The following is a 20,703-nucleotide window of genomic DNA, read 5'->3' as shown; positions in this document are numbered from 1 at the left end:
GCGGACAGGACTGTTATGGACGATCGCGCTCTTCGGCATCAAGCCCTCAATCTGCACACTGCGTTCTCGCACCTGAACCTTGAGCTCGTGCCCAGCGTCGCGCAATGCGAGCAACTGATGGCCGCCGCCTTGGGCGCCGCGCACGGCCTCCACGACCTCCCGCACCTCATCGCGACCCGCGCCGGCAACTGGGCCTGGGACCTCGGGCGCGCTGCACACCGCGTCGAGGTTCGCCTGCAGACCCTGAAACGCCCGGATGGGGCACGAGGCTTTGACGTCTCTCGACCGCAGCTGACGAGCGCGCTCGCCAGCGCGTGGACACTCACGCATAACCAGATACGGGATGTCCTGGCCGATATGGTGCCTTCCGGGCAGCGGGCTGCCTTTCGCAACGCGCTTGGACAAGTAACTGGCGCGATCACGGTCCGCCTGCACCCCGATTATCTCAAAATCCAGCGGTACCAAGGAAAAGACGTGTTCTATGAGGACCTGACGCCTATCACCCATGACCACATCGAGGGGATCAAGCGGCGTATCTCAAAACTGGAAGTGAACTCACCAGACACGACGGGTGTTGCAGGAACACTGAGCCGCATCCAATACCAGGGGTACGGCATTCACACGAGTGTCTTCCTGGACGACCCTGTACGCTTGGATCCCAAAGCGCAGCATGGCTCCTGGAGCACGCTCATGATTGTTGGAGAAGAAGATGACCCTCGGCACAGCTACACCCGCGCGCTGATACGCGCCCATATCCAGCAGGGCTTACGGGTCGCCTTGCACGGGTTTGAACGCTGGATTGCCGGTTCCACACCGGGCGTTCCGGCCATCAGCCCGTACCTGCTCAGGTATGACGACGAGGGCTTCGATATGGAGCCTGGCACCCTGCAACGGTTGTTGCGAGACCGACCCGACGTGCTGTACTGGATCCAGCCTTCGACCCAGGGGCACGACCTGCCGCAGGTGGAGGCGCTTGTGCGGGCGGGCATCCGGGTCGTTCTGGATACCCGTGAATGGGAACCTGGCGCTTACCTTGGATACGCCGGATGGGCCGCTGATGTCACTATTCAGCGTTGAACACGGTCCGGTGAGGGCAGCCTGACATTGAGGCTGCCACAGAAGCGACGTTGAAATTTCCTTCTTTGTTCTCAGCAGGCGCCTGTTGCTGCTTTGACCACCCTCGACCCTGACCGAGGGTTCCAGGTGTCTGCCCTCACGCCGGGCGGCGTGGGGGGCGGGCATGGGCCAGCTCAAGCACACCCAGGATGTCCCGCACCATTACGCCCAGCGTGTCCGGACGTGTTACGGCCCCCACGCAACCTACGTCAGCATCACCCTGCGTCGCCGCACCGCCAGCCTGCGGGTCACCGACGAAGCTGGTGAACCCATCGAGCCGCGTGACGACGCTTCTTACGAGGACCTGTTGGGCCTGCTCGACGACGCCCTGGCTTGGGGGGGTCCGGGGCACTTCACCCTGATGGGCCGTCCAGCGCCCGCCCCCCTGTCCCCACCCGAGGTCAGCCACCCCTTGCTGCCGTGGTAGTCACAGCAGGTCACGGGCGGGGACCTTCCCGTTGTGCCGCCACAATACCTGCACCTGGAACAGCAGGAGCGTGACGATGACCCGGCCCGGCGCGAAGAGGAGTGGGGCGTTTAGCGTCGGGCGAGGCCGGACCAGCAACGTGAGCGGGCCGAGCACCCGTGCCCAGCGGTGCCGCCAGCGCAGCCGCACTTCCCGCCTGAACACCCGCAGCCGCGTCGGGCCCTCCACGTCCGAGAGCCACAGGATCACGTGCGGGACCGGCTTCCGAAGCATCACCCGCTGCCGGTCCAGCCAGAGCATGACCAGCACCAGCGGCCACAGGAAGACGGAGGCCAGCACCAGCAGGAGGAGGCGCTTGTTCTCCCGCCAGTCGACGCGCGCTCGGTGGAAACTCGCCGCCAGGGTCGCGGCGACCAGCGTACCCATCAGCAGGTACCACGGCGACCCGTCCATGCCGCCAGCGTGACGCCGGGGAAAGATGGACAACCAGGTTCCGCCTCACAATCTTAGCGTTCAACTTGACCTGCGGGCAAGATCAGCGAGGAGGTGGCGATCTCGACTCATGACGGGCATGGGGGGCGCCCACGCGCCCGCTTCACCTCCGCACCGAGCCAGCGCTTCGGCAACACGGCGGAGCCGCCGGGCAAAATCCTGGGGGAGAACCTGATCTTCGCTCTCCGCGGCACGTTCATGGAGCGGTTCGGCGTGAACCTGCGAAATGACTCGGCGCACGGCCTGGTGGGTGTTGGCCTGGCGCGTGGACAGGCTGCCCCTCCAGCCGTCCATGCTGCGAACGCAGGTGGAGTCCCAGTCCAGCGGTCAGGAGGGGGCTCCCGAGCCGGAAGCCCAGCTTTGACCCCCCAAGCTCTGGGGCTGGGCCACGCCACCTCCGAACGCGAGCCTCGCGGGTGGACCACCTTCAACGGAGTGCGCCTGAGAAATTGGGTCGCCCCGATCGCCACAGACAGCTGGGCTTCTCTTCCTCCATGCCCATCGTCAGGGTTGATCCCCACCTCCCCGAACGGCCGGGGACGGCCCGAAGAGCGGGGCAGAGCGTCAGGCGATCACGAGGTCGCCCCGCACGGCCCCACGCAGGTTGCGCGCCGTGACCTCGTATCTCAGGACGCTCGGCTCGCCCCAGGCGCGTTCCAGCGGCAGGTTCCCGGCCGTCCAGCTCCCCTGAGGGGGCAAGGTGCCCAGCATGACCTGCGCCGAGCCGGAGGGTCCGGGGCGAAGCTCCCGCGGGGACTGGCCGGGCAACACGCGGGCCAGCACCCCGAAGTTGAAGCGCAGGTTCCCGACCGGCACGAGTTGCAGGTGCCCCTCCACGAGCGCGCCCACCCCCTCGTTGCGCACCGCGAGGGTCACGCGGGGTCGCGCGGCGGACTGCTTCAGCCCCTCGACCTCCCGGGCATGCCCGTCCAGCAGCCGCACCAGGGCGGCGAAGGCCTCGTACCACGCCAGCCCCGGTCCGGTGGGCGCCCCCTGCCCGAGGGCCTGCCACGGCGACGGCCAGACGTGAGGCGTGGCGGCCCAGACCCCCCGCATCAGAAACGCCTCGGCCGGAACCTGCACGCCCCACCCCGCGAGCCGCGACCGGAACACCTTCACCTGCGCCGGGTCCAGCACGGCGGGCACCGCGGGCTGCGGGCCGGACAGGCCCAGCACCGTGTCGGGCACGTCCCCGGACGGAAGCGGGCGCGCCGCCAGGGCCCGCAGCTGGGCGACGGCCTCCTCCAGGCGGGGCGGCAGGGCGGCGCGCCCGTCCTGAATGGCCCGGTTCACCTGTGGGTCCACGACCGCGCGGTCGTCCCAGCCCCCGTCCGAAAACGTCCAGCCGACCAGTGGGGCGGGCTGGGGAGGACCGAACAGCACCTGGAGACCCTCGCGGCCCGCCAGGGTGTTGCGCGAGCCGCGGCGCCACCAGACCTGGCCCTCCACGAGGGCCTGCCCGAGCGAACGGGCCGGGACGTGCACCACGCCCGGCGCCGTGCGCAGCTCGAACACGCCCACGAAGGTGCCGTCCGCCCGCGGCCACTGCCAGTACTGCACCTGCAGGGGCGGATCGAAGCGGCCCTCCAGCCAGGTCTGCACGTCGGCGTCATCCAGCGGCCGCGCGGCGCCGACGACGTGCCGACCCTCGGGCCGGTCCTTGACCCCCCGCACCAGGTACCGCGTCCGGCGCGGCGCCGGGCTGTTGGCCAGGCACATCAGGTCCTTGAGCAGTTCGGCCTGGGCGTGGGCCCGGACCTCCTTGGGCAGGCCGGGCTGCTCGATGCCCGGGCCAAGCGCCGCCTTGTAATCCAGCCAGTCGGATTCCCCGTAGCCTAACAACGATTGAAAGTCCTGGAAGTGCATCTGCCGCCCACCAGTATGCCGCGCTCAGGCGATCAGGTCGTCCAGCGCGAACCGGGCCCGCTCACGACAGCGGCCCACGTCATCTTGCAGCAGGGACCGCACCGGCTCGGGGACGGGGTAGCCCGGAACGACTAGGGCGGCCAGCGAGGTGGTCCTGAACACGGCGTCCATCGCCAGGGCGGCGCTGCGCCGTTCCATCTCCACCGTGTCGTCCTGCGGGCCGGCGATGAAGGTGTCGCCCAGAAACGTTCCCCCGGTCGTCTGCTGCACCGGCCGGGTGCCGTGCCTGGCGGCGCAGGGCAGGCCGTCCCGCCCGTCATCCTCGTCGGGCGTCGGCTCGATCTGCGGCTCGGTCAGACCCGGGGCGGTGAGGCCGCCCTTCACGCGCTGCTTGATGGACGCTTTTCCCCTGCTCCAGGGTGCTGTGTTCCTCCCATGCCTGAGTTCATGGCTCGTCATCCCGCATGTCCAGCAGGCCGTCAACCAGCTCGACCATGGGGGCGGCCAGGGCCAGGCCACGGACACCCAGCGGCCACGTACCAACAGTTCCAGAGGAAGTCCGCCGCCTCAAGCCGGGCGCCCGGGCGTGAGCCAGCGCTGGCCGAGTTCGTTCAGGGCGGCGATCAGCTCCTCGAAATGTTGGGGTTTGAGGACGTACCCGTCGGCCCCCGCCGATCTCGCCCTCGTCCGGTCCCGCGCCTCGTCCGAGGTGGTGAACACCACCACGGGCACGTGCTGGAGTGTGGCGTCCCCCTTGACGGCCGCCAGCACCTCGTGCCCGCTGACGCGCGGCATGTTCAGGTCCAGCAGCACCAGGTCCGGCAGCACGCCCGCGCCCCGCAGCAGGTCCAGCGCCTCCTGCCCGTCGCGGGCCACGCTCAGGTCGCACTGCACCTCACTCGCCTCCAGCGCGAGGCGCGCCAGCTCCAGGTCCGCCGTGTTGTCTTCCACCAGCAGCAGATGCTTGGACACGCCGCTCCTTTCACGACACCGGGAACGTTGAGGCACGTCGGTGGAGAGCTGAAGAAGGAAGCCGCTTCAGGAAGCGCGAAGCTCCTCCCCGCGTTCCCGCTTCCCGAGCCCCTCACGTCACAAGGAATTCCATGATGTCCAGTGCCACGAAGAGCGCCGCATACAGCAGGGCCGTGACCACTGTGCACCGGCGAAGCCAGGGTCCCCGCGTCTTCACCCGAACCAACAGGTGGACGGCCGACACGCCGACCAGGGTGCCCGCGGCGAGCATCCCTTCCAACTGCTCCCCGGCCTGAGGCCCATGAAGGTCCCACAGCCGTGAGGGAGCCGTCCCCGCGACCAGCGTTACGGAGAGTGCCCAATAGGTCAGCAGGATGGCGTCCATGACCCAGACCCAAACCAGCAGTCCTTGAACCAGCACACCATCCAGGGTCTCCGAGAGGTTCAACATGCCGAGTTGCTCCTTGAGGGGGAAGCGAGCTTCCATTCCTGCCCCTCGGCCGCTCCCGGGATCCGCCGAGCCTCCCCCACCGATGGGATGCGGCGGGGGCGGAGAGCAGGGCGCCTGAACTGGCTTGACCTTGCCCTGCCGGGTGACGTGGGGGACACTGCGCATCCCGGTTTGCAACACCGGCCCCCACCGAACGGGGTGGGGACTGGTCGCCGGAGGAACCCCGACCAGGGGTGAGTCAGGAGGGCTCCGTGACCCGGACCTGGTCGCGGCGCGAGAACGTCAGGTAGGCGACCACCGCCAGGATCGAGCACAGGAAGATGGCGTTGAGGGCCGTGCTGCCCAGCCCCAGCCCGCCCACGTCCCGGCCCTGCGAGAGGTAGTCCCCGATGGACGCGCCCAGCGGCCGGGTCACGATGTAGGCGAGCCAGAAGGCCAGGATGCCGTTCAGCCCGCCGTACACGTGGGCGAGCGCCACGGCGGCGATCACGCCCGCAAAGATCAGGGCCGAGGGCAGGTAGCCGAGCTGCAACTGTTCGGCCATCAGGTCGCCCGCCGCCGTGCCCAGCGCGAAGGTGAAGAGGATCGCCAGCCAGTAGTACGCCTCCCGTCTCGGGGTGAAGATGCTGTGGATCGAGAGGGTGCCCTCACGGCGGTACCACAGGGCGAAGGTCGCAATCAGGGCCACGCTGAAGACCCCGGTGCTGGTCCACAGGCTGACCCCGAAGTTGTCCGTGAGGTTGTCGGTGATCAGGGTGCCCACCACGCTGATCAGCACGATGGCGAGCCAGTAGACACCGGGGACATAGCGTTTCGTGCGGAACTGGGCGACTAGGGCCAGCGCCAGCAGGACGCTCATCAGCAGGGTCGTGCCGGTGAGGCCCAGGTGCAGGTTGCGGTTCAGATAGTCCGCCGCGGTCTCGCCGACCGTCGTCGCCATCACCTTGACGATCCAGAAAAACGCCGTGACCTCGGGAACTTTGCTCCACAGGGTCCGGCCCGGGCTGAGGGGTGCGGTGGTCAGGGTCGAGTCCATGTCTGCCTCATGGGGTCGGTGGGTGGGCGGGATCGTGTTCACGTACGGAAGGGGAAGGGGCGCCGGAGGGCGTGGTCCTCCGGGCGCCCCCAGGGATTCAGAAGGTGAGGTTGGCCTTGTTGTCGTTCCACAGCTTGCGGCCGATGACCTCGATCTTCCGGGAGAAGTCGCCACTGTCCTTGAAGGGCCGGTTGGCGATGATGTCCTTGGCCGTGGTCGCGGACACGCCCTTGAGGCACTGGAGGTCTGCCTGGCTCGCTTTATTCAGGTTGACCTTGGCCTTAAGCACCTTGGCGCAGGAAGAACCCGTCATGGTCATGGCCGTCCCCCTGGCGGCCTGAGCGGTGGGTGCGGCGGCGTGGCCGGTCGCCTGGCTCTGGGCGCCAGCGAGACCCATCGAGGCGAGGGCAGCCAGCAGGGCGAAGCTCGTGGAACGGTTCATAGGGACCTCCGGGAGCGGTTCGGGTTTGTTCCTCGTGGGAACCGCTGGGGGGCACCTTAGGTCCGGGAAGTAAAGGGCTGGTATAGAGCGCCGGGCAGGGCGACCGAGGAGAGTCGGTCCCCGAAGCCTCGCCGGGGTGGCTGAGCTGGACGAACGGAAGGGGGCGGCGTATACGCCGTCTTTACCCGTGGGGCTCACCCTCCGGGCAGGTGGCCGCTCCTGGGAAGCAGGACCTGCGGCCGCCCAGGAGGACCCCATGAGACACGTCTTCATCCCCGCCGCCCTGATCCTGGCCGCCGTGGGGGCTGGGCAGGTCACCCTGCAGGCTCAGGGAATGGGAGGCGAAGGCGCCAACGTCATGCTCATCGACGGCACCGGACGTCCTGGAGCTGTGGACGTCTACGTGGACGGCGCGCTGGTGGAGCGTCAGATGCTCGCCGGGGACCGGCCAGGTCAGCTGCACCTGACGCCCGGCACGCATCAGGTCACGGTCAAGTCGAGCGACGCGGGAACCGTGCTGGCCTCGACCGCCGTCGACGTGCAGGCTGGCCGCCCCTACGCGCTGAGCTTCCAGAACGACTGGCGGGTGATAGACTACACGCTCAACGTGTCCAGTGGTGACCGCGCGGTCTGGCGGGCGATGAACACCAACTGAATGCGCCCGGACCGTCCACCTCGCCCGTCGCCACACCGGTCACGGGCATTTTCTCGGAAGAGCGGTCCTGGTTGGGTCTCACCTCGGGCGGAGGGAGGCCCGGACTGCTCCTGAACCCACCCGCGCGCCAGGCGGGCCGGGGGACGGCTCGCCGGCACAGCAGAACCCCCGCACGACGCCCCGGCTATACCCGGGCTTTACCCCGGGGCGCCAAGCTCCGGAACATGAAACCCGGTCAGCCCATCAATGTCGCCGCCGGTGTGCTGGGAACCCTCACGCTGCTTTCGGGGGCACGGGCCGCCGGGTGGACCGTCTCGCTCTCGGCGACGGACCCCGCCCTTGTCTGCGGTGCCCGGGTCACGCCGGACCTGCGCCTGGGCACGCCCCCGGCGGGGACGAGGAGCCTGGCGGTCATCTTCTGGGACGAGCGCCCGGGTGGCTTGAGCGGTCGCTGGAGCGTCTTCGACCTCCCGCTCGGCACGGCCCGGCTGGCCCCCGGGGCAGCGGCCCGGCCAGCACCGGGCGGCGGCCGGGTGGCCCGCAATGAGGCGGGGCAACTCGGCTACACCGCCCCGTGCGGCAAGGGCAAGCACGACCTGTACGTCGACCTGTACGCTCTCAACGTCCCCAGCCTGAACCTCCCCGCCGGGACCCCGCTGCAACAGGTCCACGCGGCGATCAAGAAGCACAAGCTGTTGGAGGCCAAGGCGCACGTCACGCGGGTGAACCCGTGAGGCTGACCCGCGCCGCCCTGTTCTTGGCCCTGGCGGCAGGGTCCGCACGGGCCACCGACATCTACGCCCATACCCACGCAGGCATGTTCAGCCCGGCAGTCCGGGGGGTTCCGGCCCGCGTCTACGTCCCCAACGGCAAGGACCACACCGTCAGCGAGATCGACCCCGCCACCTTCCGGGTGATGGGCACCTTCCCGGTCGACCGGGAGCCGCAGCATGTCGTGCCGTCGCACGACCTGAAGACGCTGTGGGTCGCCAGCGACGAGGGACGGCAGTCGCTGACGCCCATCAACCCCCGCACGGGTCTGCCGGGCAAACCCGTTCCGGTCGCCGACCCCTACAACCTGTACTTCACCCCCGACGGGCGCTACGCCCTGGTGGTGGCCGAGAACGAGGCGCGGCTGATCTTCCTGACGGCGGACAGCATGCGGCCCGCCTTCGAGATCGCGGTGCCCTGCCGGGGCGTGAACCACATGGACTTCAGCCCCGACGGGGAGCATCTGCTGGCCGCCTGCGAGTTCAGCGGGGACCTGGTCAAGGTGGACCTGCTGGCCCGCCGGGTGACCGGGGTGATGCACGCGGGCGGGATGCCGCAGGACGTGCGGATCGCCCCCGACGGCTCGGTGTACTACGTGGCGGACATGATGGCGAACGGGGTGCGGGTGATCGACGGCTCGGGCGACACCCCGCGCAAGGTGGGCTTCATCCCCACCGGCAAGGGGACCCACGGTTTGTACCCCAGCCGGGACGGCACGCGCCTGTTCATCTCCAACCGGGGGGAGGGCACCGTGTCCGTGCTGGACTTCGCCAGCCGCCACCTCATCGCCCGCTGGACCATCCCGGGGGGCGGCAGCCCCGACATGGGCAGCGTCTCGGCGGACGGCAAGCAACTGTGGCTCTCGGGGCGCTACAGCGACGTGGTGTACGTGTTCGACACCCGCACGGGGAAGGTCCTCCGGCAAATCCGGGTGGGGCGCGGCCCACATGGACTGACCTACTTCCCTCAGCCCGGGCGGTACTCGCTGGGCCACACGGGGAACTACCGCTGAACGGCGTGCACCTGCACCCACTGCCGGTTCCACCGGGGGGCACGGGGAGAGCTGAAGGATGACCTGAACCCTGCCGCCGCGGTATACCGGTCCTTTACCTTTGCCGGCTACCGTTCCCGGCATGACCTGTCCACTGCCGGCCACCCTCCCCCCTTCCTGCTCGGCGGTCCAGGCGTGAGTGCGCTGCTGAGCGCCGTGTTCCTGGGGGTGGTCGAGGGGCTGACTGAATTCCTGCCCATCTCCTCGACCGGCCACCTGATCGTCGCCGAGCGGCTCATCGGCTACCGCGACGCGGGGGAAACCTTTACCATCGTGATTCAGCTCGGGGCCATCCTGGCGGTGGTGTGGTTCTACCTGCGCGAGTTGCTGGACAAAGTCTCGATGCTGCTCCGGGGCAGTCCCCGCGCCCGCCGGTTCTGGCTCAACCTGGTGATCGCCTCGCTGCCCGCCGCGCTGGTGGGCCTGCTCTTCGAAAAGGCCATCAAGGCCGCGCTGTTCTCGCCCACCACTGTGGCGCTCAGCCTGATCGCGGGCGGCGTCATCCTGTGGGTGGTCGAGACGCGCCGTGCCCGGCCAGCCGAGGCGCCCGCGGCGGTGGACCCGCCGGTGACCCCGGAGCCCGACCTCTACGGCGTCACGCCCCGGCAGGCGCTGACCATCGGCCTGGCCCAGGCCGTGGCGGTCATCCCCGGCGTGTCGCGGAGTGGCGCGAGCATCGTGGGCGGGCTGCTGAGCGGCCTGGACCGGGTGACGGCGACCGCCTTCTCGTTCTTCATAGGCATCCCGGTGCTGGGCGCGGCGGGCCTGTACAGCCTGTACAAGGCCCGGCACTCGCTGGGGCAGATCGAGGGCGGCGCGCCGGCCCTGCTCGTCGGCACCGCCGTGTCGTTCGTGACGGCGCTGCTGGCGGTCTCTTGGCTGCTGCGGTACGTGTCCCGCCACGACTTCCGGGGCTTCGCCGTGTACCGCGTCGTCTTCGGGGCCGTCATCCTGGTCCTGGTGGTCGCGGGAGCGCTGCGGTAGGCACTGTGGGCGAGCTGGAGTGTCCTCGCGGCGCTGGCACGCCGTGTTCGGGAGATGGGCCACCTGTCCTGGCGGTTCAGCGCCCGGTGGAGGAGACCGCCACCGCCCGTGAAGAGTCCTGGGCCGGGTGCCTCCGCTTCAGGGCCAGGTGAAGGGTCACGCGCTGGCCTTCTGGGTTCGTGCAGCCACCCTTCCGCAGGGGTTCCACGTGCTGTCGCTCGGAACCTCGCCCAGGCGCCTCGAACCAGGCTGGCGCCGAGAGCCTCCTCGAGACCTGACCTCGGGTCAGACGGGTTCAAGCGGGAAAGGGAAAGCGTCCACGGCCATGACCCACGGTCCTGCTGATCCCTGGCAGCTCAACCGCCGACGGCCACGTGGGCAGGCTGTTCGGTCGCCGTGGTGCTCCCCGGCCAGGGCGACCGGGCCCTCAGCCAGGCCGCGTGTTCGGCGATCAGCAGTCCCCGCTCGTTGGCCCGCGGGTGGGGGTGAACACCACGGCGGCCCGTGAAGCCCAGGCTGTACAGGGCCGCCAGGATCTCCGGGCGGTGCGCGATGGGCACCCCTGCCCCTGCCCAGTGGTCTGCCGTGGCCCTCAGGCACGCGGCGACCAGCCGGGGGGCCGCGAGGGGGTCGAGCAGCCGCCGGAGCTGCGCCGGCAGGTCGGGCGGCACCTCCAGGTAGCCCAGCGCGCCGAGGCGGCGCAGGGTGCCCACCTTCATCTGGGCGCGGCCCAGGCTGAAGGTCTCGACGGGTCGGCCCGCCAGCCACCCGGCCAGCCGCCGGAGGGCCGCTGCCGGGCGCTCCGGCAGCGAGACGGTCAGGCGCAGCAGCCCGTGCTGGAGGTGATCGTACCCGTCGAGGCGCACCTGCTCGTCAGCCAGGACGGCGGCAATCAGGGCGGCATCGACGCCGTACCGGGCCGCCGCGTTCCGGATGGCCCGCTTGTCTGTCGGGGTGAACCGGACGTGACGCAGTCTGGCGGCGTGCGTACGGGGCCGTGCGGGTGGCTGTCCGCCTGGAAGGTCTCTCCGGGTGAGAAGTGACTCGGGCGTCAGGGTGACCATGCGGCCATGATCTGCCGGAGACGTAAAAGGGCCGTATAGGCCCCTGCGGTCGGGCAGGGGTCCGCCGGTGAAGCTGGCGAGACCACCCGGCAGCGGGGGCACGGCCGCCACCAGAGGCGGAACCGTCGCGCGCCACGCTCCTCGGGCGGCGGTCACCGGCGTTCCCACCGGGTCACCTCCTCATCCTGGAACCGCCACGCCCCGGAACACCCCGCACCCTTCTTGATCCGCGCGCCAGCGTTATACGCGGACTTTACCGTCTTATACGGCCTTTTTACCGGCCGCTCCTACGCTCCGGGCACGCAGAAGGAATCTGCGGACAAGGAGAACACCATGAATACGAACGCCAGACGGTTCCTGCTCACCCTCAGCGCCCTGACGGCCGTGGGCCTCTCCCTGGCTGGGCACGCCTTCGCCCAGGCGGAAGCTCCGGGGGCACCCTCCGCACCGCCGATTCAGGCGCAGGTCAACCCGTCCGCCCGGGACACCGATGCCCACGACCGGGCGATGTTCGGCAGCATTCAGCTTCACACCAGCCTGCCGGACTTCGAGGTGCCCGCCGCGCAGGAGCAGGCCCTGTACCGCTCGCTCGCGCGGATCACGCCCGCCCAGGCCGAGCAGGCAGCCCAGGCGGCCGTCCTCGGCCCGGCCACCAGCGTGACCCTCGGGGACCAGGACGGCAGCCTGGTGTACGCCGTGGTCATCGGGCAGACCGAGGTGACGGTGGACGCCGGGAACGGTCAAATCCTCCAGCAGGAGATCGCCGGGCTGGAACAGGGTGAGAGCGGCGGCAGTTGAGCCCGCCCGTACTGAGCGTTCCCAGCCCCGTCCCGGACTTCCCCAGCGCTCGCCGGGCACCCTGAAAAGGTGCCCGGCGTCTTCTCGCCGTCCGGTATACCGCGTCTTTACCTTCCTCGGGCACGCTGGGCGACATGAGCACCCTGCTGTCCCATCGCCACCGAATTCGTCCGGTGGCCCTGCTGCGCCTGTTTCTCGGCATCCTGCTGCCCCTGCTGGTCGTGGGGCTCGTGGCCGAGGACCTCCTCGAAGGGCAGAGCTTCGCCTGGGAGACCCCCTTCCTGCTGGCCCTGCACAGCCACGCCACCCCGCTGCTCAATCAGGTGGCGCTCTTCTTCACCACTGTCGGCGGCGTGACCGTGATCGCCCCCGTCAGCGCCGTGATCCTGGTCGTGCTGTGGCTCAGGGGGCACCGGCTGGCCGCCTTCTGGGGGCTGGGCGTGGCGGGCGCAGCGGGCCTGAACGTGGCGATGAAGCTGCTGATGCACCGCACCCGCCCGGAGTTGTGGCCCCGCCTGGTGCAGGAACACGACGCCAGCTTTCCCAGCGGGCACAGCATGTACAGCGCCGCCTTCGTCACGGCGCTGATCCTGCTCGCCTGGCGCACGCCCTACCGCTGGCCCGCGCTGGGGCTTGGGGTGGCCTTCAGCGGGCTGGTGGGCTTCTCGCGGCTGTACCTGGGCGTGCATTATCCCACCGACGTGCTGTGCGGCTGGCTGACCGGCGCCGCCTGGGTGCTGGGCGTGTACGGTGTGCTGCGGCCTTTCGCGCCGGGGCACGGGAAGGAGAGCGCGGCATGAGACTCCTGATCGTCGAGGACGACCCCCATATCGCCGAACTGCTGCAAGACGGCCTGACCGAGGAGGGCTACGAGTGCGACCGGGCCGCGAGCGCCGCCGAGGGCGGGGAGCTCGCCCGGCTGTTTCCCTACGGCCTGCTGATCCTGGACGTGATGCTGCCCGAGGGCATCGACGCGGGGTACCGGCTGGGACGCTCGCTGCGGGAGGGCGGCCTGAACACCCCCATCCTGTACCTCACCGCCCGGGGTACGGTGGAGGACCGGGTCGAGGGGCTGGAGGCGGGCGGGGACGACTACCTGGTCAAGCCGTTCGCCTTCAAGGAACTGCGGGCGCGGGTGCGGGCCCTGCTGCGGCGGGCGAGCGGGAACGCGCAGAACACGGTGACCCTGCCGGGGGGCTGGGTGATGGATCTGGGGGGCCGGGAACTCTACGCTACGGGCGTCCGTGCCGAGCTGACCCGCCGGGAGTTCGCGCTGCTGGAACTGCTCGTCCTGAACCCGGGTCGGGCCTTTTCCCGCGACGAGATCATCGAGCGCCTGTGGGGGGGTGAGGGCGGGGCCGTGGAGCCCAAGGTGATCGACGTGTACGTCAGCACCATCCGCCGCAAGACCACCGACGTCCTGATCGACACCATCCGGGGCACCGGGTACCGGCTGGGCCGGGGTGAGGCGATGTGACCGGGGGGGGCGGCCGGCGGATGGGCTGGAGACCCCGGGACTGGAGCCTGCGGGTCAAGCTCACGCTGGGCTACGCGCTGGTCTTCGCGGTGACCATCCTGCTCGGGGCCGTGCTGGTGTACGCCCTGGCCCGGGACAGCCTAACGGGGTCGCTCGACACCACCTTGCGGGAGACCGCCAGCGTGGCGCAGGGCAGCATCGAGGACCAGAACGGGCGCTGGACCTTCTCCTCGGAGCTGAGACCGACCGGCGACCTGGCCATCGAACTGCTCTCGCCCACGGGGAGGACGCTGGCCCGCGCGGGCCAGGAGGAGCATGACCAGGCCATTCCCCTGCGCGTGGGCTTCGTGTCGACGGCAGAACACCGGGTGCTGACCCTACCCGTCGAGGGCGGGCTGTTCCTGCGGGTCTCGCGGCCCAGCAACACCCTGGTGGAGCTGCTGGAAACCCTGGCCCGCATCCTCAGCGCCGGCAGCGTGCTGATGGTCATGGTGGCCTGCGGGGCCGGGTACGTCCTGGCCGACCGGGCCCTGCGCCCGGTGGACGCGGTGGCCCGCACCGCCGAGGGCATCGCCCGGCGCGGCACCTACCAGGAGCGGGTGCCCGCCGCGCCCGGCCAGGACGAGATGGCCCGGCTGACTTCCACCGTGAACGCGATGCTCGACCAGCTCGAGGGCACCATCGAGCGCGAGAAGAGCTTCGCCCGCATCGCCGCCCACGAGCTGCGCACGCCGCTGACCGTGCTCAAGGGCCGCCTCGACCTCACCCTGGAGCGCCCGCGTGAGGCCGCCGACTACCAGCGTGCCCTGAGCGGGATGCAGGGCCGGGTGGACGCGCTGGTCACCCTCTCGGAGAGCCTGCTCGCCCTGGCCCGCACCGACGCCCCGGTGCGTCTGGAACGGGTGGAACTGGCGGGCAGCGCCGCGGCGGTGGTGGACGCGCTCGACGAGGTGGCGCGCCGGGCGGGGAGGCAGGTGCAGCTCGACCTCAACGAGAGCTGGGTGCAGGCCGAGGCGGAGGGGGTGGGACGCGCCCTCGCCAACCTGATCGAGAACGCGCTCAAGTACGGCACGGGTGGCGTCCTGGTGCGGGTCCGGGAACGTGAGGTCACGGTACGCAGCGTGGGTCCCGGGCCGGATCAGGCCCAGTGGACCCGGCTGCTGGAACCTTTCGAGCGCGGCGCTGGTACCCAGGGGACCGCCGGAAGCGGGTTGGGCCTGCCGCTGGTGGCGGCCCTCGCCCGGCGCTGGAACGCCGACCTTCTGCCCCGCTGGGAGGAAGGCGCCTTCGAGGTCAGCCTGCGTTTTCCTGCCTGACCCGCCCTCAACCCCGCCGCCCTCGACGCCCCATCCCAGGAGACCCCATGCTCAGGTATTCCCCTTGCCCCGCAGAGGCCCGGCCTTCAGAACACTCCACGTCCGGTCGAGGAAGGGCCCACCTCCTGACCCCACCGGGAAGCGTCCGGGCACGCGGCGTGGTTCCGCTCGCCGGGCCGGTCCTGCGGGTGGCCCGCCACTTGCTGTGGCTCTCCCCGGTCCTGCTGGGGACCGTGGTGGCCCAGCCCAGAACCCTGCCGCCCTTCTCACACGTGTTCGTGCTGGTGCTGGAGAACACCAGTGCCGGTGGAGTGCTGGGCAACCCCAACCTGCCGACGCTGAACGCGCTCGCGCGGGAGTACGGTCTTGCCACGAACTACACCGGGGTCGCCCACCCCAGCCTGCCCAACTACGTGGCCCTGCTGTTCGGCAGCACCTTCGGCAGCCGCAGCGACGACTCCGGCCAGCGTTTCCCCGGAGACAACCTCGCCCTGCAACTGGAGCGCGCGGGGAAGACCTGGAAGGGTTACTTCCAGGGACTGCCCGGCCCTGGCTGGGACGGTCCCTCCACCGGCGTGTACGCCAAGAAACACAACCCCCTGATGCTCGCGGCGGACATCGCCCGCGACCCAGTCCGCGCCCGCAAGGTGGTCCCCCTGGGGGAGCTGGACGCCGACCTGCGCGCCGGGACCGTTCCCACCTTCGCGCTGATCGTGCCGGACCTGTGTCACGACCTGCACGGGGCGCTGACCTGCTGGCGTGGTTCGCGGCTGGAGCGGGCAGGGGACGCCTTCGTGCGCGAGTGGGCCGGGAAGATCATGGCCTCGGGTGCCTGGAAGGACCACGCCGCCCTGGTGATCACCTTCGACGAGGGTGGCGGCGGGGACCGGGCGGGGGGCGGGGGCACCGTGGCGACCATCGTGGTGACGAGCGACGGCCCGCGCGGGGTGCGGTCGAACCGGCCCTACAACCACTCCAGCCTGCTGCGGACCCTGGAGGACGCCTGGGGGCTGCCCCCGCTGCGCGAGGCCGCGCGGGCGACGCCCATGACGGACCTGTTCACGCGCTGAGGTTCCTATACCGCGTTTATACCGGACGGGCCTACGGTCGGGGCATGAACAAGAACAAAGGTCTGGTGCGGCCCGCAACGACGTTCGCCCTTCTCGCCCTGGTCTCCGGCGCCCTCGCGCAGACGCAGGTGGCGCCCGAGACTCACCCGGTCGGCGACATCCCCGACTCACAGGCCTTCGTGCGTTACACGAACGCGCCGGGAGGCTACAGCCTGGAAATCCCGGAAGGCTGGGCCCGCCGCGAGCAGGGCGGCACGGTGAGCTTCACCTCCAAGTACGGCACCGTCGAGCTGACGGCCCGCAGGGCGGCAGGGACCCCGGGGGTCGCGGCGGTCCGGGCGGGTGACCTCGCCGCGCTGGCCCGGACGGACCCCAGCCTGAAGGTCACCCTGGTCAAGGCGGCGCCGTTGCCCGCCGGGAACGCCGTCCTGGCGCGCTTCATCTCCACCTCCGCCCCGAACGCGGTGACGGGACGGCGCGCGGTGCTGGACAACGACCTGTACGTGCTCACCAGAAACGGGCGCGAGGTCGTGCTGCGGATGAGTGCCCCCAGGGGGGCGGACAACGTGGACGCCTGGAACCGGGTCGCGCGTTCGTTCGTGTGGCGGTGAGGGCCATGTCCATCCTGGAGGCCGTGGACCTGTACCGCTTCTACCACGTGGCGGACGAGGAGGTGCGCGCCCTGCGCGGGGTCAGCCTGGACGTGGCGCCGGGAGAACTCGTCGTCCTGCTGGGCGCCTCCGGCAGCGGCAAGAGCACCCTGCTCTCTTGCCTGGCGGGCCTGGACGACCCGGACGGCGGCGCGGTGACGGTGGCGGGCGAGCGGCTGACCCGGCGGCCCGAGGCCCAGCGGGCGGGGGTGCGGGCCCGGCACCTGGGCGTGATGTTGCAGGGCGGGAACCTGCTCGCGCACCTGAACGTGCTCGACAACGTGACCCTGACCGGGCGGCTGCTCGGTCAGCCGGGCGGGGCCCGCGCGCTGGACCTGCTGGGGCAGCTCGGGTTGGACCACCGGCGGCACGCCTTCCCGGCGCAGCTCTCCGGAGGGGAAATCGCGCGCGCCTCGCTCGCGGCGGCGCTGGCCCACCGCCCCGCCGCGCTGCTGGCCGACGAGCCGACCGCCGAGGTGGACGCGCGGACCGAGGAGCGGGTCATCGGGGTGATCGAGGCGTTCGTGCGGGGGGAGGGGCGCGGCGGACGTTGCGCCGTGATCGCCACCCACAGCTCCCGGCTGGCCGCCCGGGCGACGCGCGTGTTGCGGCTGAAAGACGGGAGGTGGCAGGATGCCTGAACCCAGGATGGTGGACGTCTCACCGGGACGGCTGACCCCCGGGCCCGTTTCCTCAGGCGCGGCATCGCCCCGGCAGGTGGACGCGGCGACCACCCCGCTGGCCGAGGCGCGCGGGGTGGGCCGGACCTTCACCGTAGGCGGGCAGGAGGTCACCGCCCTGCGGGAGACGACGCTCCAGGTGCGCCCCGGCGACCGGATCGCGCTGCTGGGCCCCTCCGGCAGCGGCAAGAGCACCCTGCTGCACCTGCTCGGCGGGCTCGACACGCCGACCACGGGGACGGTGAGCTGGCCCGCGCTGGGTGAGGCGAACACGCTCCGGCCCGGCAAGGTCGCCTTCGTCTTCCAGGCCCAGAGCCTGATGCCGCCCCTGACCGCGCTGGAGAACGTGGCGCTCCCGCTGCTGCTGACGGGGGCCACGCCGAAAGCGGCCACCGGGGAAGCCCGGCGGGCCCTGGATACCCTGGAACTGCTGCCGCTCGCCGAACAGCTTCCCGAGGAACTCTCCGGCGGGCAGGCGCAGCGGGTGGCGGTCGCGCGGGCGCTCGTCACCCGGCCCCGGCTGATCCTGGCCGACGAGCCGACCGGGCAGCTCGATTCCGTCACCGCCGGGCACCTGATGGACGTGCTGCTCTCGGCCCTCGAACCCAGCTCGGCTCTGGTGATGGCGACCCACGACGAGGCCGTCGCCCGGCGCCTCGACACCCTCTGGCGCATGGAGGGCGGCGGGCTCCTGAGCCGGGCCACCAAGGAGGGACCCTCATGACCAGCCTGTGGTTGCGCGGTTTGATGGCACGCCGTCCCCTGCGTCTGTGGGGCAGCGCGCTGGGAGTCGGTCTGACCGTCGCCTTCCTGACCTTCCTGCTGTCGTTCATCGCGGCGGGCACGGCCAACATGACCCGCCGGGCCATCGGGTCGGTCCCGGTGGACTGGCAGGTGCTGCTGGGGCAGAACACCAGCCGCGCCCAGGCCGAGGCCGCCATCCGCGCCGCCACTCCGGTCCGGACCCTCGCGGCGGTCGGGTACGCGGACGTGCCCGGCTTCACGGCCAACACGGGCGGCACCGTCCAGACCACCGGGGCGGGCAAGGTGCTGGGGCTGCCGCCGGGCTACCGCGCCGCCTTCCCCGCCGAGCTGCGTCCCCTGATCGGGTCGCCGGACGGCGTGGTGCTGTCGCAGCAGACGGCGGCGAACCTGCACGCCGCCGTGGGGGACACGGTGAACATCGGACGCTACGGGGCCGCCCCGGTGGGGCTGCGGGTCGCCGGGGTCGTCGACCTTCCGCAGGCCGACTCGCTGTTCCAGGCGGTCGGGGCGCCGAAGGGCCTCGCCCCCCAGGCGCCGCCGGACAACGTGGTGCTGCTTCCCCGCGCCCAGTGGGACGCCCTGTTCGCCCCGCAGAAGCTGGCGCGGCCCGACACGGTACGCGAGCAGCTCCACGTGCGGCTGGGCACCCCGCTCCCCAGCAACCCGGGCCGGGCCTTCGCGCTGGCCGGGACGCTCGCCAACAACGTCGAGGCGCGGCTCTCGGGCGGGGCCGTGGTCGGCAACAACCTGGCGGCCAAGCTCGACGGGGCGCGGGAGGACGCCCTCTACGCCCAGGCGCTGTTCCTGTTCCTGGGGCTGCCGGGGGCCCTGCTCGCCGGGGCGCTGACCCTGAGCGTCGCGGGGGCGAGCGCCGGGCAGCGCCGGACCGAGGCGGCCCTGCTGCGCGTCCGGGGAGCGGGTGACCGCACCATCCTGCGGCTGGGAGCGGCGGAGGCGGGGCTGGTGGCGGGCGTCGGCACCGTGCTGGGCCTCCTGGCCTACGTGCTGCTCTCGCCCCTGGTCACGCCGGGCACGGCCGTGGGCGTCCCCCTGCTTGCGCTGCCGGTCCTGGCGGGGCTGCTCCTCTCGCTGCTGGCCGTCCTGCTGCCCACCCTGGGCGCGATCCGGTCGTCCACGGTCGCCGCCCAGCGGCAGGTCGTGGGCCGGGCCGGGACGCCGCTGTGGCAGCGCCTCTCCCTCGACCTGCTGCTGCTCGTCCTGGCCGGGGTGATGTTCTGGCGCAGCGCCGCCGGGGGCTACCAGCTCGTGCTCGCGCCGGAAGGCGTCCCCCAGGCGAGCATCCAGATCGAGGCCTTCGTCGCGCCGCTGGCCCTGTGGCTGGGCGGCACCCTGCTGGCGATGCGGCTGCTGGGCCTGCTGCTGCGGCGGGGCGCGCTGACCCGGCTGCTGCGGCCCCTGGCCGGGACCCTGGCGGGGACCGTCGCGGCCGCGCTGGGGCGGCAACGGCCCCTCCTGACGCGCGGGGCGGCGCTCGTCGCCCTCGCCACCGCCTTCGCGGTCTCCACCTCGATCTTCAACGCGACCTACAACGACCAGGCGCGGGTGGACGCCGTGCTCACCAACGGGGCGGACGTGACCGTCACGGGCACCGCGAACGGCCCCGCCGGGCCACGGCTGGCCACCCTGGGGGCCCTGCCGGGCGTGGTGGGCACCCAGCCGCTGATCCACCGCTTCGCCTACGTGGGCGCGGACCTCCAGGACATCTACGGCATCGACGCCGCGCACTTCACCCAGGTCAGCCGCCTGTCGAACACCTATTTCAAGGGGACGACGGCGCAGGGGGCGCTGGCGAAGCTCCGGGCCCGCCCGGACGCCCTGTTCGTCTCGCAGGAGACGGTCAACGACTACCAGCTCTCGCTCGGCGACCGGCTGAACCTGCGGCTGCTGAACGCCCGCACCCACGGGTACGGGATCGTCCCCTTCACCTTCGTCGGCGTGGTGCGCGAGTTCCCCACCGCCCCCAAGGACTCCTTCCTGGTCGCCAACGCGAGCTACCTCGCCAAGGCGACCGGCAACCCGGTGGCCGAGGTGGCGCTCCTCAAGGTGAGCGGGTCCCCGCAGGCGGTCGTGGACGCCGCGCGGCGGGCGACCCAGGACCTGCCCGGCGTGGCGGTCACCGACCTCGCCACGGTGCGCAGCCGGATCGCGTCGGGCCTCACGGCGGTCAACCTCGCGGGCCTGTCGCGCATCGAGCTGGCCTTCGCGGCCCTGCTGCTCGCGGGGGCGACCGGGCTGGTGCTGGCCCTGGGGCTGGCCGAGCGCCGCCGCACCTTCACCGTGCTGGGAGCCCTGGGCGCGACGCAGAAGCAACTCGGCGCCTTCCTGTCGGGTGAGGCGCTGGTCGTCGTGGGCCTCGGCGGGGTGCTCGGGGGCGTGATCGGCCTGGGGGTCGCGCAGACCCTCATCAAGCTGCTCCAGGGCGTCTTCGACCCGCCGCCCGAGGTGATGGTGCTGCCCTGGCCCTACCTGGTGGGCCTGCTGGCCGCCGCCGCCCTCAGCACCCTGGCCGCCCTGCGGCTGGCGCAGGCCGCCTCCAACCGGCGGGTGACCGAGGTGCTGCGGGCGGGCTGAGGGGCGGCTTCCCGGGGGGAGTGGCCTG

At 71.2% G+C, this 20,703-nt stretch carries 24 protein-coding genes; 16 read left to right on the top strand and 8 right to left on the bottom strand.

Features of this window, described 5'->3' with window-relative positions:
• Nucleotides 1–15 precede the first annotated feature (15 nt).
• On the top strand, nucleotides 16–1,077 hold the full coding sequence (locus tag DAERI_RS03600; RefSeq protein WP_103128063.1) for a hypothetical protein: 1,062 nt from the start codon (nucleotides 16–18) through the stop codon (nucleotides 1,075–1,077).
• A 163-nt stretch (nucleotides 1,078–1,240) separates the two neighbouring features.
• Nucleotides 1,241–1,543, top strand: a complete 303-nt coding sequence (locus tag DAERI_RS03595) for a hypothetical protein (RefSeq protein ID WP_103128062.1) — start codon at nucleotides 1,241–1,243, stop codon at nucleotides 1,541–1,543.
• Here DAERI_RS03595 and DAERI_RS03590 read toward each other — a convergent pair whose 3' ends face one another.
• Nucleotides 1,544–1,996 (bottom strand): hypothetical protein, encoded by a 453-nt coding sequence (locus DAERI_RS03590; RefSeq protein WP_103128061.1) that lies wholly within the window; start codon nucleotides 1,994–1,996, stop codon nucleotides 1,544–1,546.
• 265 nt (nucleotides 1,997–2,261) lie between these two features.
• Here DAERI_RS03590 and DAERI_RS22240 point away from each other — a divergent pair, with 265 nt between their 5' ends.
• Nucleotides 2,262–2,399, top strand: a complete 138-nt coding sequence (locus tag DAERI_RS22240; protein ID WP_165794059.1) for a hypothetical protein — start codon at nucleotides 2,262–2,264, stop codon at nucleotides 2,397–2,399.
• A 200-nt stretch (nucleotides 2,400–2,599) separates the two neighbouring features.
• On the opposite strand, the gene DAERI_RS03585 is transcribed toward DAERI_RS22240, so the two are convergent.
• From DAERI_RS03585 to DAERI_RS22235, 6 genes are all read right to left on the bottom strand, one after another.
• Nucleotides 2,600–3,901: an AlbA family DNA-binding domain-containing protein gene (locus DAERI_RS03585; RefSeq protein WP_103128060.1), complete on the bottom strand. Its 1,302-nt coding sequence runs from the start codon at nucleotides 3,899–3,901 to the stop codon at nucleotides 2,600–2,602.
• Between the two features lie 24 nt (nucleotides 3,902–3,925).
• A complete protein-coding gene (locus tag DAERI_RS03580; protein WP_103128059.1) occupies nucleotides 3,926–4,285 on the bottom strand; it encodes a hypothetical protein in 360 nt (119 codons plus the stop codon).
• A gap of 183 nt (nucleotides 4,286–4,468) precedes the next feature.
• The gene (locus DAERI_RS03575) at nucleotides 4,469–4,873 is read right to left on the bottom strand and encodes a response regulator (RefSeq protein ID WP_103128058.1); all 405 of its coding nucleotides are present in this window, start codon (nucleotides 4,871–4,873) and stop codon (nucleotides 4,469–4,471) included.
• A 112-nt stretch (nucleotides 4,874–4,985) separates the two neighbouring features.
• Nucleotides 4,986–5,360 (bottom strand): hypothetical protein, encoded by a 375-nt coding sequence (locus tag DAERI_RS03570; protein ID WP_103128057.1) that lies wholly within the window; start codon nucleotides 5,358–5,360, stop codon nucleotides 4,986–4,988.
• 202 nt (nucleotides 5,361–5,562) lie between these two features.
• Complete coding sequence (locus DAERI_RS03565; protein WP_103128056.1) at nucleotides 5,563–6,360, bottom strand: COG4705 family protein; 798 nt, start codon at nucleotides 6,358–6,360, stop codon at nucleotides 5,563–5,565.
• Nucleotides 6,361–6,457: 97 nt separating this feature from the next.
• Nucleotides 6,458–6,802 (bottom strand): ComEA family DNA-binding protein, encoded by a 345-nt coding sequence (locus DAERI_RS22235; RefSeq protein ID WP_164973324.1) that lies wholly within the window; start codon nucleotides 6,800–6,802, stop codon nucleotides 6,458–6,460.
• Nucleotides 6,803–7,058: 256 nt separating this feature from the next.
• Here DAERI_RS22235 and DAERI_RS03555 point away from each other — a divergent pair, with 256 nt between their 5' ends.
• The 4 genes from DAERI_RS03555 to DAERI_RS03540 all read left to right on the top strand — a co-directional run bounded on the left by DAERI_RS03555 (nucleotide 7,059) and on the right by DAERI_RS03540 (nucleotide 10,263).
• Nucleotides 7,059–7,457, top strand: a complete 399-nt coding sequence (locus DAERI_RS03555; protein ID WP_103128055.1) for a DUF4397 domain-containing protein — start codon at nucleotides 7,059–7,061, stop codon at nucleotides 7,455–7,457.
• Between the two features lie 224 nt (nucleotides 7,458–7,681).
• Complete coding sequence (locus DAERI_RS03550; RefSeq protein WP_102125933.1) at nucleotides 7,682–8,191, top strand: YbhB/YbcL family Raf kinase inhibitor-like protein; 510 nt, start codon at nucleotides 7,682–7,684, stop codon at nucleotides 8,189–8,191.
• Nucleotides 8,188–9,240, top strand: coding sequence for a YncE family protein (locus DAERI_RS03545; RefSeq protein ID WP_102125934.1), 1,053 nt, complete (start codon nucleotides 8,188–8,190; stop codon nucleotides 9,238–9,240). Before DAERI_RS03550 ends, DAERI_RS03545 begins: the two co-directional genes overlap by 4 nt.
• Nucleotides 9,241–9,414: 174 nt before the next feature.
• Nucleotides 9,415–10,263, top strand: a complete 849-nt coding sequence (locus DAERI_RS03540) for an undecaprenyl-diphosphate phosphatase (protein WP_102125935.1) — start codon at nucleotides 9,415–9,417, stop codon at nucleotides 10,261–10,263.
• 356 nt (nucleotides 10,264–10,619) lie between these two features.
• On the opposite strand, the gene DAERI_RS03535 is transcribed toward DAERI_RS03540, so the two are convergent.
• Complete coding sequence (locus DAERI_RS03535) at nucleotides 10,620–11,327, bottom strand: hypothetical protein (RefSeq protein WP_102125936.1); 708 nt, start codon at nucleotides 11,325–11,327, stop codon at nucleotides 10,620–10,622.
• A 333-nt stretch (nucleotides 11,328–11,660) separates the two neighbouring features.
• On the opposite strand from DAERI_RS03535, the gene DAERI_RS03530 reads away from it, so the two are divergent.
• The 9 genes from DAERI_RS03530 to DAERI_RS03490 all read left to right on the top strand — a co-directional run bounded on the left by DAERI_RS03530 (nucleotide 11,661) and on the right by DAERI_RS03490 (nucleotide 20,675).
• The gene (locus tag DAERI_RS03530; protein WP_102125937.1) at nucleotides 11,661–12,125 is read left to right on the top strand and encodes a PepSY domain-containing protein; all 465 of its coding nucleotides are present in this window, start codon (nucleotides 11,661–11,663) and stop codon (nucleotides 12,123–12,125) included.
• 134 nt (nucleotides 12,126–12,259) lie between these two features.
• Nucleotides 12,260–12,925 (top strand): phosphatase PAP2 family protein, encoded by a 666-nt coding sequence (locus DAERI_RS03525; protein WP_235610236.1) that lies wholly within the window; start codon nucleotides 12,260–12,262, stop codon nucleotides 12,923–12,925.
• Nucleotides 12,922–13,602, top strand: a complete 681-nt coding sequence (locus DAERI_RS03520) for a response regulator transcription factor (protein WP_102125938.1) — start codon at nucleotides 12,922–12,924, stop codon at nucleotides 13,600–13,602. The genes DAERI_RS03525 and DAERI_RS03520 overlap by 4 nt, the downstream gene beginning before the upstream one ends.
• A gap of 20 nt (nucleotides 13,603–13,622) precedes the next feature.
• On the top strand, nucleotides 13,623–14,918 hold the full coding sequence (locus tag DAERI_RS03515) for a sensor histidine kinase (protein WP_102126018.1): 1,296 nt from the start codon (nucleotides 13,623–13,625) through the stop codon (nucleotides 14,916–14,918).
• A 158-nt stretch (nucleotides 14,919–15,076) separates the two neighbouring features.
• Nucleotides 15,077–15,988, top strand: a complete 912-nt coding sequence (locus DAERI_RS03510; RefSeq protein ID WP_164973323.1) for an alkaline phosphatase family protein — start codon at nucleotides 15,077–15,079, stop codon at nucleotides 15,986–15,988.
• A gap of 44 nt (nucleotides 15,989–16,032) precedes the next feature.
• Nucleotides 16,033–16,599: a hypothetical protein gene (locus DAERI_RS03505; RefSeq protein ID WP_102125940.1), complete on the top strand. Its 567-nt coding sequence runs from the start codon at nucleotides 16,033–16,035 to the stop codon at nucleotides 16,597–16,599.
• Nucleotides 16,600–16,604: 5 nt separating this feature from the next.
• The gene (locus DAERI_RS03500; RefSeq protein WP_102125941.1) at nucleotides 16,605–17,279 is read left to right on the top strand and encodes an ABC transporter ATP-binding protein; all 675 of its coding nucleotides are present in this window, start codon (nucleotides 16,605–16,607) and stop codon (nucleotides 17,277–17,279) included.
• Nucleotides 17,272–18,042, top strand: a complete 771-nt coding sequence (locus tag DAERI_RS03495; RefSeq protein WP_235610235.1) for an ABC transporter ATP-binding protein — start codon at nucleotides 17,272–17,274, stop codon at nucleotides 18,040–18,042. Before DAERI_RS03500 ends, DAERI_RS03495 begins: the two co-directional genes overlap by 8 nt.
• A complete protein-coding gene (locus tag DAERI_RS03490) occupies nucleotides 18,039–20,675 on the top strand; it encodes an FtsX-like permease family protein (RefSeq protein ID WP_102125943.1) in 2,637 nt (878 codons plus the stop codon). The genes DAERI_RS03495 and DAERI_RS03490 overlap by 4 nt, the downstream gene beginning before the upstream one ends.
• Nucleotides 20,676–20,703 lie beyond the last annotated feature (28 nt).

Origin of the sequence: Deinococcus aerius (assembly GCF_002897375.1) — a bacterium.
In the GTDB taxonomy this organism is placed as follows: Bacteria; Deinococcota; Deinococci; order Deinococcales; family Deinococcaceae; genus Deinococcus; species Deinococcus aerius.
Note: the sequence above shows the minus strand (reverse complement) of the source record. Positions and strands in the feature narration are given on the sequence as shown.